We start from the raw sequence: 13,059 nt of genomic DNA on the forward strand, positions 1-13,059 counted from the left end.
GTTTCAAAAATGAGCTCTTATAATAGAGATAATACAATTATTCAGTAAAAAATGCGATTGTTTTTTGTTTCTTTGTAGACTATTATTAAAATTTTCAATACGCTTAATTAGATTTAAATTATAGATATGGGTCAAGCATCTAAGGCTTCATTTTCAGAAGGGACTACTTCTGATTTTTATAAATCAAATGTTCTAGGACAACGGTCAGGGTTATTTGTCCTCTTCTTTACCGAGATGTGGGAACGTTTTTCGTTCTACGGCATGCGGGTATTACTTATCCAATTTTTAACTGCTACCGTCATACAAGGCGGATGGGCTTGGAGCGCAGAACAAGCTGGAGCGTTGTATGGTACATACGCGATGATGCTTTACCTAACACCAATATTAGGAGGTATTATTGCTGATAAATATATTGGATCGCGAAAGGCCGTTATTATTGGTTCTATCATCATGACGATTGGTCACGCTGCTATGGCTTTTGATACGCAGGTCATGTTCTTTATTGGTTTAGCATGTTTAGTTATCGGTACAGGCTTTTTTAAACCCAATATGCCGTCAATTTTAGGAGAAATGTATAAAGACTTACCAGAAAAGAAAGATGGCGCTTACACGATCTTTTATATGGGAGTCAATGCAGGTGCATTCTTTGGCATGATGTTATGTGGTTATGTTGCAGAAACACAGGGTTGGCACTGGGGTTTTGGTTTAGCAGGTATTTTTATGCTTTTAGGTACATTGCAGTTTGTATTTGCAAAACCGTTGATGGGCAATTTAGGTGTCTTAGACCAGTCTAAAGAAATGAATAAGGAAGATCAATTATTAGCTGATGCAGATAAGAGAAATCCATTTACTACTCTAGATTATATTTTAATTGCTATTATATCGGTCGTTGGTTTCCTTTATGCTTTTAATGATCCTTTGTCCAAAAATGGCATTATTGATATGTTTAGTGCACTGGATCTGCCATTTTTGAGAGGTCAATATCTGATGATCATTCTTGCTCTGATTCTTTTTATCTATCTGATATCATCGCGTATTAAAAGATACGATAAAATCGTGCGTGATCGCATGATCGCAGTTGTTTTCTTAGCATTCTTTTTGATCTTCTTCTTTATGAGCTTTGAGCAGGGAGCAACATCTCTGGTACTTGTTGCACGTGATAATATAGATCGGAGTTTATCTGGTGGTGCGCTTCAAATTTTTAATATTTTGAATGCCTTGTTGACTGTTGTTCCTTTAGCACTGATATCTTGGGTATTGGTGAAATTGGCAAAAGCTACCTGGAGCAAAATTGCTTTATCAAATATCATCCTTATTATTTGTTTTGTTTTGATATGGGGAGCAGCAATCTGGATGCTGAAAAATGAGTTTTCAAAAGAAGTCTCTGAGATTAAGGTATCCTGGTTTTCAACATTGAATTCATTCTTTATTATAGCACTGGCTTCTACGGTTTCTAAATTATGGGAATCAAAATACAATCCTTCTGCAGCGATGAAATATGGCTATGGATTGATATTAGTAGCTATTGGTTACTTCATTATTGGATTGGGATCTTGGGGAATAGCAGAAGGAGTTAAAATATCTATGGTTTTTCTAGTATTAACCTATTTGTTTCATACGTTAGGAGAGTTATTCATTTCACCAGTTGGTCTTTCTTATGTTTCGAAACTCGTTCCAGCGCGGATGTTAGCATTTATGTTCGGAATCTGGTATTTAGCCATAGCGATTGCGCAAAAAGTTGCCGCAGTCTTAGGTGGGCAAGTGGAAACCATTCAACAGGAGTATTCGTTAAGTCATTTCTTCTTTTTGTTTACTGCTATTCCAGCAGCAGCAGGTTTATTGGTAATGATACTCAATCCCATCATTAAAAAATTAATGCCTGGTATTAAATAATAAAATGTGATAAAGCTTCCTTTTTAGGAAGCTTTTTTAATAATAATCGAAATGTCAAAACAGGGACAACAAACATTAGAACAGGTTCAACAATTTAAAGGAAAGTATCCAAAGCAGATTTGGAGTTTATTTTTCTCCGAAATGTGGGAACGTTTTTGCTTCTACGGAATGCGTGGAATGCTAGTTTTCTTTATGATCACTCAGCTTAATTTTGCAGAAAAGGAAGCAAATTTACAGTACGGTGCCACACAAGCATTTGTATATGCATTTACATTTATCGGTGGATTATTTGCTGATAAGATCTTAGGATTTAGGAAGTCCCTTTTCTGGGGTGGGACTTTGATGATTGTTGGTAGTGCCTTATTAGCAACAGATCCTCATCAATTTTTCTTTTTTGGACTAGCCTTTATCATTATTGGTACTGGTTTCTTCAAACCTAATATTTCGACGATGGTCGGCGAACTATATCGATCTGATGATAATCGCCGTGATGCAGGATTCTCCTTATTTTATGCAGGTATCAATTTAGGAGCATTCCTCGGAGGTTATATCTGTGTAGCTATTGGAAAAGGATATATGTTAGCTTCCGTTATTGATGAAGCGCATCGTTGGAATGTAGCCTTTGGTTTAGCAGCTGTTGGTATGCTTATTAGTCTTATCAATTTTCATTTTACTAAGTTTCACTTGGGACCTATTGGTTTGAAACCCGGTCATCCAGATGCGATTGTTAAAGTCAAGGAATTGCCAAAATGGGCTGAATATGCGGTATATATAGGTACCTTATTATTAATTCCACTGGTACAGGTTATGGTTTCTAAAACGGAATATACGGATATATTTATGTATCTGATCGGTCCATTGACACTAATCTACCTATTTTATGAAATGACAAAATTGAATAAGGTAGAAAGAAACAAATTGATTGCAGCTTTAGTTTTCATCTTGTTTTCTATCATTTTTTGGGGTATTTACGAACAAAGTGGTGGTTCATTAAGTATTTTTGCCGCAAAGAATCTGAACGATTCCATATTAGGAGGTCTATTTCATTTAGATCCAAATGGTGTAAACAACTCTGGAGGAGCATTTTTTATTATTATTTTAGCGCCAATTTTTGGTCTTTTATGGATTTGGCTATCGAAAAGAAAAATGGAACCCAATACCATTATTAAATTTGGATTAGGATTTATATTTCTTGGGCTAGGTTATTATGTGCTATTTGGAACCAAGTTTTTTGCACAGGATGGTATTGCCTCTTTAGATGTATTCACCTTAGCACTTTTGGTGATCACTGTGGGAGAGTTATGTTTATCACCAATTGGTCTATCTATTATGACGAAGCTATCTCCTGCGAAGCTGCAGGGCATTATGATGGGGATGTGGTTTTTGGCCAGTGCTTACGGACAGTATGTTGCAGGTTTAATCGGTGCAAGCATGGCAGAAGCTCGAGAAGGAGATTCTTTAGCAGATAAATTGATCACTTATACAGATAGCTACAAACAATTGGGTGTCTATTCGTTGATTGCAGGGATTGTTTTAATTGCTTTATCGCCAATCGTGAAGAAACTGATGAGCGGAGTGAAATAATCCTCTACTGATAATTTTTTGATAAAAAAAAGCTCGATACTTAATATCGAGCTTTTTTTTATTTCTGATCGTAGATCCATTTAAATTTATATTCTTTTTCTGGGATTTTCATTCTATCTGCCAGTCGTAATAAACGATCAGGAAGTCTCATTAAATAATCCCGTGCTTTTTCTCCTTTTTCGTTTAAGCCGCTCACTTGATCTATTTTCCAATCTGCATTAAGCTCTTTTAAAATGTCAACATAATCAATCGCAGTATAGATATTAAGACGTTGAGCCGCATCAGAGAAGTGTGCAAATGCTTCGCCTTGTGGTTCTCCAGATTCTCTTAAAAATTGAGCTGGCATTACAATTTTCTTGCGCATCATGTCTTCAAAAGCAATCATCACCTCACTCGGATCAACGACCAACGCATGAGATACAAAAGACATATATGCTTTAGCATGACGTGCTTCATCTGCAGCAATTACACCGCACATCTTTGCTAATAACTTATCCCCATTTTTCTTAGATAGCCCAGCTACACGTCTATGAGAAACGTTGGTTGCTAATTCTTGAAAAGAAGTGTAGATAAAGTTACGATAAGGATCGGCACCTGTACCAATGTCAAAACCATCTTTTATTAAATACTGGGTTGATATCTCGAATTGACGCATGTCAATTCTTCCTGATAAATAAAGATACTTATTTAAAAGGTCTCCATGACGATTTTCTTCTGCAGTCCAAGCACGTACCCATCTCATCCAACCACCTTGTTCATTTTTCTCCACATCTTCTACCATGGTTAACCAGGATTCATAGGTCGGTAATGCTTCTTCTGTAATGGTGTCACCAACTAAAACAGCAACCAAATCATAGGGAAGTTCTCTCGCACTCTCTTGCAAATCTCTAATTTCATCAAAAAATGTATCTCTAGAAGCATCCGGTAGAAAATCTGCTGGTTGCCACATTTCGTCTACAGGCTTTAAATACTCGCTCATCTCATTCAGCATGAACGGTTCCAAGTAGCTCATCACTTCTTTTCTTGAGCCTTCGGGTAAATTTAGAGGTAATTCTTGCATATCAATACAAAGATAATTAAATAGCTTCAATAAAAATTGTATAAAAAGAAAGATTTATACATTTATATTGTAAAAAAAACAGCAATCTATCTCGATGGATAGGTAAGGATTAAATACTAATCTATATTTAAAAAGTAGATAATGAAGACATTTTTATGCTAAAATACTCTTAACTTTGTTCATATCATGGAACAAAAACAATTGAAAGATTTCGATATAGATAAAGTTCGGGCAGATTTTCCCATTTTAAAAAGGGAGGTCAATGGAAAGCCTTTAGTTTATTTGGATAATGGAGCGACTACTCAAAAATCGCAATCTGTTATTGATGCAATTACACACTATTATTCAGATATGAATAGTAATGTACATAGAGGTGTTCATTATTTAAGTCAAATTTCTACAGATGCTTTTGAAGTGACCAGAAGGAGTATTCAGGCTTTTATTAATGCCAAGCATGAGCATGAAATCATTATCACTACAGGTACTACGCATAGTATTAATATTATTGCTACTTGTTTTGGTAAAGTAAATATTGCTGCTGGAGATGAAATCATTATTTCTGCCATGGAGCATCATTCTAATATTGTTCCTTGGCAGATGCTATGCGAAGATAAAGGAGCTCTATTGAAAGTGATTCCTATGAATGATGCTGGCGAGCTGGATATCGAGGCCTATAAAAAACTTTTTTCAGAAAAAACCAAAATTGCTTCTTTTACTTATGTTTCAAATTCTCTCGGAACAATCAACCCTGTAAAGGAAATGATCGCAATAGCACATGAACATCATGTTCCTGTTTTATTAGATGCGGCTCAAGCAATCCAGCATGTAAAAATTGATGTTCAAGATTTAGATGTTGATTTTCTTGCTTTCTCTGGACATAAGATGTATGGACCGACTGGTATAGGCGTGTTATACGGTAAAGAAGATGCTTTAAATGCAATTCCGCCATATCAAGGTGGAGGAGATATGATTAAAGAAGTTACATTTGAAAAAACAACTTATAATGAATTACCATTTAAGTTTGAGGCTGGAACTCCCAATATCGAAGCAGGTATATGTTTAAATGCTGCTATTGAATATATTAACGCTATTGGGATCGACGAGATTGCTGCTTATGAGGAGGAGTTATTATCTTACGCACAAGAGCAATTGGAAACTGTACCGGGAATTCGTTTTATTGGTACTGCAGCACATAAAAGTTCGGTTATTTCTTTCCTGATAGATGGTACTCACCCTTATGATGTGGGTGTGATCTTGGATAAATTGGGTATTGCAGTACGTACAGGTCACCATTGTGCGCAACCTGTAATGGATCGGTTTGAAATTCCAGGTACGATTCGTGCTTCTTTTGCATTTTATAATACAAAAGAAGAAGTAGATGCTTTAGTTGCTGGTCTAAAAAGAGCAGCTAATATGTTAGTTTAAAAAATATAAATAGTCATGACTATTAACGAAATACAAGATGAATTAATTGATGATTTTTCTTTTTTTACCGATTGGATGGAAAAATATGAATATATCATTCAATTGGGAAAAGAGGTTCCATTAATCAGCGAAGAACATAAAAAAGATGATTACATCATCAAAGGATGCCAGTCAAAAGTGTGGCTTTTTCCCGAAGTAAAAGATGGAAAAGTGTATTTCACTGCCGATAGTGATGCTATCATTACAAAAGGACTGGTGAGTTTGATGGTAAAGGTGCTATCTGGTCATACAGCAAAAGAAATTGTGGATGCTGATTTATACTTTATTGATCAGATAGGTCTAAATGAACACCTTTCACCCACTCGTGCTAATGGATTGCTATCGATGGTGAAACAAATGAAATTGTACGCTTTGGCTTTACAGGCGAGGGGATAAAAATATCTTTGAACATTAACGATTGAATACATAAAAAAATCCCGATGTGAATTGTTCACATCGGGATTTTTTTATGTATAAGATACTTTATTACACTTCTAATAATAAACGAGCAGGATCTTCTAATAGTTGTTTTACACGTACTAAGAAGCTTACTGACTCACGACCATCAATAACACGGTGATCATAAGAAAGAGCGATATACATCATTGGACGGATGACCACTTGACCATTCTCAGCAACTGGACGTTGAATGATATTGTGCATACCTAGGATAGCAGATTGAGGAGCATTGATAATCGGCGTCGACATCATTGAACCAAATACACCACCATTTGTGATGGTAAATGTACCACCAGTCATTTCATCAATCGTTAATTTATTGTCACGTGCTTTTACAGCTAATGCGCCAATTCCTTTTTCGATTTCATGTAATGACATTGATTCTGCATTTCTAAGTACAGGTACTACTAATCCTTTAGGAGCAGAAACTGCAATTGAAATATCTGCAAAATCAGAATATACCAATTCGTTTTCTTCAATTCTAGCATTTACAGCAGGCCATTCTTTTAAAGCAGTTGTCACTGCTTTAGTGAAAAATGACATAAATCCAAGACCTACACCATGTTTCTCTTTGAAAGTATCTTTGTATTTAGCGCGTAAATCCATGATCGGTTGCATATTGACCTCATTGAAAGTCGTTAACATAGCCGTTTCATTTTTTACAGAAACTAAACGTTTAGCAATTGTTTTGCGTAGAGAAGTCATTTTTTCACGACGTTCATTACGAGAGCCAGCCACAGCAACCGGAGCAGCAGCTTTCGGAGCTTCTTTAGCAGGAGCAGCAGCTTTAGGAGCTACTTGCGCTTTTTCAGCATCTTCTTTTGTAATACGTCCTTCTTTACCTGTGCCTTTAATTGTAGCAGGATCAATTCCTTTTTCTCTTAAAATTTTTGCAGCAGCAGGAGAAGCAGTTCCAGCGGCATAAGAATCAGGGTTCTCATCGGCAACATTAGCTGTTGCGGCAGGTGCACTCGCTTTTTCTTCAGCAGCAGCAGGTTTTGCATCACCAGTAGGAGCACCACCTTCTTCGATAGTACATACTACAGCACCAATTTCTAAAGTATCTCCTTCTTGAGCAATGATTCTTAAGATACCTGCTTTTTCAGCTGGTAATTCGAAAGTTGCTTTGTCAGATTCCAATTCCGCGATGTTTTCGTCCATTTCAACGTAATCGCCATCTTGTTTCAACCACTGTGACAAGGTTACCTCAGTAATGGATTCACCTACGGTTGGTACTTTAATTTCTAAGCTCATATATAATGTTCTTTACAGACAATTGCGTCTTTTTGATAAAAGACGCAATTGGATAAAAATAGTTTTTATTCGAATGATTTATTTAAAATTTCAGCTTGTTGTGCTACGTGTTGTTTCATGTAGCCTGTTGCTGTACTTCCACTTTCTTTACGTGCAACAAAACCAGTGAAAGCAATTTCGGTATTCATTAGTTTACGACAATAGTAAGACCAAGCTCCCATATTTTCGTTTTCTTCCTGAACCCACACAAATTGAGTTGCTTTATTATATTTTTTGCGAATTGCCTTCAATTGTTCCTCAGGAATAGGGAATAGTTGTTCCAATCTCACAATGGCAATATCTTTACGTTTGTCAACTTCTTGTTTCTCTAATAAATCATAATATACTTTACCAGAACAGAACAATACTCGTTTTACATCTTTTGCGTTTACATTAGTATCATCAATTACTTCTTGGAATGTATTTGAAGTAAAATCTTTTAATGGTGATACTACTTTAGGGTGACGTAATAAAGATTTTGGTGTAAATGCTACTAATGGTTTACGGAATTCGCGAACTTGTTGACGACGTAATAAGTGGAAGTAGTTAGCTGGTGTAGTACAATTTGCTAGGATTAAGTTTTCATTAGCACAAAGCTCTAAGAATCTTTCGATACGAGCAGAAGAGTGCTCTGGGCCTTGTCCTTCCATACCGTGAGGTAATAACATCACTAACCCATTTGAACGCTTCCATTTGGTTTCAGCAGATGATAAATATTGATCCACGATGATCTGTGCACCATTATAGAAATCTCCAAATTGAGCTTCCCATATTGTTAATGCATGCGGATTAGCAGAAGCATAACCATATTCAAAACCTAATACTGCATATTCAGAAAGAAGAGAGTTGTAGATTGAGAATTTGTCTCCACCAGTGATATTTGCCAAAGGTGTATAAGTCTCTTCCGAGTTTTCCAATGTCAATACTGCATGTCTGTGGGAGAATGTACCACGTTGCACGTCTTGACCAGAAATACGAACACGACTTCCTTCATTTAATAATGTAGCGTAAGCCATTAATTCACCCATTGCCCAATCGTAAGAATCTTTTTCAATCATCTTAGCACGATCTTCGAACAAGCGTGAAATTTTACGGAAGAACGTTTTATCAGTTGGAAGTGTTGTAATCTCTTTCGCCAATTGCAAAAATGTCTCATCAGAAACATGAGTTTTGACAGATGCAAAAGATTCTCCTTTTTTAGCAGGACGTAAACCTTTCCAAGCGCCGGAAAACATTGGAGTTTCTTCTGTTAAGTTAACAACTTCCTTAGATTCCTCTAGTTTTTCTTGTAAAACAGCTTTGAATTCTTTCTCAATTTTTTTAGAGTAAGATTCGTCTATGCTTCCCTCATCAATTAATTTTTTAGCATAAACCTCTTTTGGATTAGGATGCTTTTCGATGAGTTTATATAATAATGGTTGTGTGAACTTCGGTTCATCAGCCTCATTATGACCAAATCTTCTGTAACATAGCAAGTCAATGAAAACGTCAGTTTTGTATTTTTGACGATATTCTACCGCTAATTTAATTGCATATACTAATGCTTCAGCATCATCACCATTTACGTGAAATACAGGAGAAGAAGTTATTTTTGCTACATCAGTACAGTAAGTTCCTGATCTTGCGTCTTTATAGTTTGTTGTAAAACCAATTTGGTTGTTGATAACAATATGGATAGTACCACCAGTTTTGTAACCATCTAATTTAGACATTTGTGTTACTTCGTACACCACACCTTGTCCTGCAATAGCAGCATCACCATGAATAGCAATAGGAGCGATTTTTGAAGAATCTCCCTCATACTTCATGTCAATCTTTGAACGGACCAAACCTTCAACAATCGGATCTACTGTTTCCAAGTGTGACGGATTGGGTGCTAAACTTAAGTGTATTGTTTTACCATCATCGGTTTTAACATCTGTCGAATAACCTAAGTGATATTTAACATCACCACCAAAGTTTACTTCGGGATCTTCAGCATAAGTTTTACCTTCAAATTCTGAGAAAACAGTTTTGTAAGGTTTACCCATGATATTCGTCAAAACATTTAAACGACCGCGATGGGCCATTCCAATAACAAATTCTTGGATACCTAATTCTGAACCTTTTTCAATAACGGCATCTAAAGCAGGAATTAAACTTTCTGCACCTTCTAATGAGAAACGTTTTTGACCTAAGAACTTTGTTCCTAAGAAACTCTCAAAAGCAACTGCATGATTTAATTTATCTAAGATTCTTTTTTTGATGTCTAAAGAATACGTTGGTTTGTTGCGGTCAGCTTCCATACGATCTTGTAACCACTTAATTTTTTCAGGGTTACGGATGTATTTGAATTCTGCACCAATCGAACGACAGTAAGTGTCCTCGATGAGTTGTCTGATATCTTTCAATTTGGCTGGACCTAGGCCAACTTCAACACCAGCATTAAAAATGGTGTCCATGTCTGCTTCAGAAAGACCAAATGTTTCTAATTCTTTTCCAGGGTAATATTTGCGACGCTCACGTACCGGATTTGTTTGTGTAAATAAATGACCACGATCTCTGTAGCCATTAATCATGTTCAATACATTTATTTCCTTTAAAACATGATCTGGTGTTGCATCTGCTGAAACACCAACACTTTCACCTGCGTTTTGACCAAAGTCAAAACCTTCGAAAAATTTTTGCCAGCCAAAATCTACGGATTCTGGATCTTGTTTGTACGCTTGATATAACCCGTCGATATAGCTCGAATCGGCGTTACTCAAATATGTAAGTTTGTCCATCTATTTGAAAAAATATGAATGTGTCAAAGTTAGGAATAAAAATAGAGTTTTAGGTACTGTAATTGATTATTTTAGCGAGGAATATAAATTTTAATGTCGTTTTAATAAAGATTAGAATTATGACGATAAATCATCGATAATCTTTTATTTATTCAAAAAGGACATTAATTTATTTGTCCCAAATAATCTTCTGGAACTTGAATGCCTTTTGGGTAATGGGTGTTAATGAGTTTTTGCCAATCTATCGGCATATTATCTTTCTCGCTTGTGCCTACGCCTGCTATATGTGACCAGTTGCCGTAATTAGTGGCTGGCGAATAATCAAATATATTTTGTTCAAACCAATACGCGCCCTTCAACCAATTGATATTGTATTCTTGTACCAAATAGCTAGAAACAATAATTCGGGCGAAGTAAGGTAAATATCCTGTTTTTTGAAGTAGTTGCATGCTTTGGTTAACAAATTCATTTTCTGTTTCTCCAAATCGCCATTTGTCAAAAAGCAATTGATCGTTCTTACTCATAATCTGCTCTTTCTTAAATCCTTTTTCTTTAAAGAATACATTTGGATATTTTTTTAGCATGAATCTAAAATAATCTCTCCAGAGCAACATATCTATGATTTTATCAAAACGCTTGCTTTTCTTGCCATTTTCTCTTTTTTTGATTTCATGGTATAATTTAATTGGCGATAATGATCCTAAAGCTATAAAAGGTGATAACAATGTGTAATCATGTTCTGAACCTCGTGGATCATCTAATATCATTTGCATCGTCTCCAGACCTAAATCTTCTCCACCTTCGATTAATTTATTACTGACAAGAACAATTTCCTCAGGGCTATAGCCTAATTCTTCTAAAGTGGGAAGGGCTGTTTTTTCGAGATGTGGAGCAGTCATGAAATTAGTTGGATAGTCTGCGGTATTTCGCACAAAACTTTCACGTTCTATTTTCTTTTTGAATGTTGCAAAAGAATTTGGAATATCACGGATCGGAAAAGGTAGATCCTCTTTGTGATATAATGTATGACCAATAATATGTTTTAAATTAATTCTACTTTTCCAGAGTTCTTCCTCAACTTTTTCAGAAATTGTTGTTTCTCTATGAGCAACCTCACGATGATGATACACTTCATCTACTTCATATTTTTGAGCAATACGCGGAATGATATCTTCTGGATATCCGACAAAAGTGATTAAATCACTACCAAGAGATTGTAATTTTTCTTTCAGTGCTTTTACTGTTTCTAACTGAAATGCAGCTCTTATTACATTGGTATTTAGAAAATCATATTGATTTTTAGCGTAATATCTAGGGTCGAAACAAAATACAGGTATGATAAAGGTACTTTTTGAGGATGCTTCTAAGAATACTTCATTGTCATGAAGCCTTAAATCATTTCTAAACCAAATCAACGCAGCCCTTTTTTCCATACAGATATAATTTTGTTGTACTATTTCCCCCAAGAAAGCATATAGGATGTACAAATATATAAGGTTATTGTTTGTTTTATTGACATTATTGACATATTGACAATAAAAGGACAATAACTAAAAATGTAAAAAAACGGTTTCAATTAAACCTTACTGTATTTTATTTGTTTAATTTGTGATAAAAGAAATTTTAATAATTCATTGATGGATGTATTAATTACAGGTTTAAATACGTATTTGGGAAGACGAGCTGTTAGCCATCTACATAGTGATGAATTTAAGGTTACGGGGCTAGTGCGGAATTTGAAAATTTTTAACAAAAGATTGGATGAATCTGTGACCGCAGATTTATTTGAAATTGATTTATTTAAGACTAACACGCTACCCAAAGATTTTTATCTAGAAGATCTGCAATTAGGAATATACTTTACTCAGGTCCCAGGATTGAACGATCCATTGAATATGCAGATGGAACTTATTTCACTCCGTAATTTTATTGAAGTGTGTAAGCAAAATTCTTGTGATCGAATTGTATACATGGCTCAATTGATGGATTCTTCTTATATAGATGCTATTCAAACATTATTTGAAGAATTTAGGGTCAAATATACGGTGGTATTGAAAAGTAGTGCAATTGGAAAGGGTACAATTTTAAGTGATATTTTTAGCAAATTGGCTAAGAGTAGATATATTCCTTACTGGAACCATATCGGTAGTCTCAAATTTAGCCCCATATCCTTATTGGATGTTTACCGTTGGATTAGGGTAATGCCGTGGAAGCATGATTTTATTAGTGAAGTTATTTATTTAGGTGGGGACGAGTGTTTAGATTATAAGCAACTTTTCTCGCGTTATATGCAAGTAAATCATCCAGGTGGAACGTACCGAACGGTCTCTATTAGCAAGTGGATGGTTAAATTATTTTATACCCGTTTTTACAATATCCATAAAGAAAATTTTGATGAATTTCGACGGATTATGAAGTATGAGTCTGACGTTGACAATACAAGTTGGTCTAGCAAAGTTCATTTTACTTTTACAAGTATGCATCGTAATTTTTTGATTGATAAATAATATTACTGAAGGTGTCATTTAAACTTTATCCTGC

Annotated in this window: 9 protein-coding genes; 5 read left to right on the plus strand and 4 right to left on the minus strand. The window is 35.4% G+C overall.

The window, feature by feature from the left end; translation table 11 throughout:
• Positions 1–126: 126 nt before the first annotated feature.
• Together AC06G9_RS05175 and AC06G9_RS05180 are read left to right on the plus strand one after the other, a co-directional pair.
• Positions 127–1,893 carry a peptide MFS transporter gene (locus AC06G9_RS05175; protein WP_045753217.1) on the plus strand — a complete coding sequence of 589 codons (1,767 nt, stop codon included), beginning with the start codon at positions 127–129 and terminating at the stop codon, positions 1,891–1,893.
• Positions 1,894–1,944: 51 nt separating this feature from the next.
• Complete coding sequence (locus AC06G9_RS05180) at positions 1,945–3,477, plus strand: peptide MFS transporter (protein ID WP_045753216.1); 1,533 nt, start codon at positions 1,945–1,947, stop codon at positions 3,475–3,477.
• A gap of 58 nt (positions 3,478–3,535) precedes the next feature.
• On the opposite strand, the gene AC06G9_RS05185 is transcribed toward AC06G9_RS05180, so the two are convergent.
• Positions 3,536–4,537, minus strand: coding sequence for an acyl-ACP desaturase (locus AC06G9_RS05185; RefSeq protein ID WP_045753215.1), 1,002 nt, complete (start codon positions 4,535–4,537; stop codon positions 3,536–3,538).
• A gap of 186 nt (positions 4,538–4,723) precedes the next feature.
• Here AC06G9_RS05185 and AC06G9_RS05190 point away from each other — a divergent pair, with 186 nt between their 5' ends.
• Complete coding sequence (locus AC06G9_RS05190) at positions 4,724–5,962, plus strand: cysteine desulfurase (RefSeq protein ID WP_260946542.1); 1,239 nt, start codon at positions 4,724–4,726, stop codon at positions 5,960–5,962.
• A gap of 15 nt (positions 5,963–5,977) precedes the next feature.
• Complete coding sequence (locus AC06G9_RS05195; protein WP_045753214.1) at positions 5,978–6,397, plus strand: SufE family protein; 420 nt, start codon at positions 5,978–5,980, stop codon at positions 6,395–6,397.
• A 90-nt stretch (positions 6,398–6,487) separates the two neighbouring features.
• Here the strand turns inward: AC06G9_RS05195 and odhB are convergent, their stop codons facing one another.
• The 3 genes from odhB to AC06G9_RS05210 all read right to left on the minus strand — a co-directional run bounded on the left by odhB (position 6,488) and on the right by AC06G9_RS05210 (position 11,951).
• Positions 6,488–7,714: a 2-oxoglutarate dehydrogenase complex dihydrolipoyllysine-residue succinyltransferase gene (gene odhB / locus AC06G9_RS05200; RefSeq protein ID WP_480957632.1), complete on the minus strand. Its 1,227-nt coding sequence runs from the start codon at positions 7,712–7,714 to the stop codon at positions 6,488–6,490.
• Positions 7,715–7,779: 65 nt separating this feature from the next.
• Positions 7,780–10,518, minus strand: a complete 2,739-nt coding sequence (locus tag AC06G9_RS05205) for a 2-oxoglutarate dehydrogenase E1 component (RefSeq protein WP_480957633.1) — start codon at positions 10,516–10,518, stop codon at positions 7,780–7,782.
• A 164-nt stretch (positions 10,519–10,682) separates the two neighbouring features.
• The gene (locus AC06G9_RS05210; protein ID WP_045755350.1) at positions 10,683–11,951 is read right to left on the minus strand and encodes a deoxyribodipyrimidine photo-lyase; all 1,269 of its coding nucleotides are present in this window, start codon (positions 11,949–11,951) and stop codon (positions 10,683–10,685) included.
• A 204-nt stretch (positions 11,952–12,155) separates the two neighbouring features.
• On the opposite strand from AC06G9_RS05210, the gene AC06G9_RS05215 reads away from it, so the two are divergent.
• Positions 12,156–13,025, plus strand: coding sequence for a Rossmann-fold NAD(P)-binding domain-containing protein (locus tag AC06G9_RS05215; RefSeq protein ID WP_248754565.1), 870 nt, complete (start codon positions 12,156–12,158; stop codon positions 13,023–13,025).
• The last annotated feature ends 34 nt before the right edge of the window (positions 13,026–13,059 follow it).

This window comes from Sphingobacterium sp. MAE (assembly GCF_056711605.1).

Excerpts from the sequence above, each read along its gene's own strand:
- odhB (WP_480957632.1), bottom strand. The coding sequence starts at position 7,714 with ATGAGCTTAGAAATTAAAGTACCAACCGTAGGTGAATCCATTACTGAG.
- AC06G9_RS05195 (WP_045753214.1), top strand. The coding sequence starts at position 5,978 with ATGACTATTAACGAAATACAAGATGAATTAATTGATGATTTTTCTTTT.
- AC06G9_RS05185 (WP_045753215.1), bottom strand. The coding sequence starts at position 4,537 with ATGCAAGAATTACCTCTAAATTTACCCGAAGGCTCAAGAAAAGAAGTG.
- AC06G9_RS05210 (WP_045755350.1), bottom strand. The coding sequence starts at position 11,951 with ATGGAAAAAAGGGCTGCGTTGATTTGGTTTAGAAATGATTTAAGGCTT.
- AC06G9_RS05175 (WP_045753217.1), top strand. The coding sequence starts at position 127 with ATGGGTCAAGCATCTAAGGCTTCATTTTCAGAAGGGACTACTTCTGAT.
- AC06G9_RS05205 (WP_480957633.1), bottom strand. The coding sequence starts at position 10,518 with ATGGACAAACTTACATATTTGAGTAACGCCGATTCGAGCTATATCGAC.
- AC06G9_RS05180 (WP_045753216.1), top strand. The coding sequence starts at position 1,945 with ATGTCAAAACAGGGACAACAAACATTAGAACAGGTTCAACAATTTAAA.
- AC06G9_RS05190 (WP_260946542.1), top strand. The coding sequence starts at position 4,724 with ATGGAACAAAAACAATTGAAAGATTTCGATATAGATAAAGTTCGGGCA.
- AC06G9_RS05215 (WP_248754565.1), top strand. The coding sequence starts at position 12,156 with ATGGATGTATTAATTACAGGTTTAAATACGTATTTGGGAAGACGAGCT.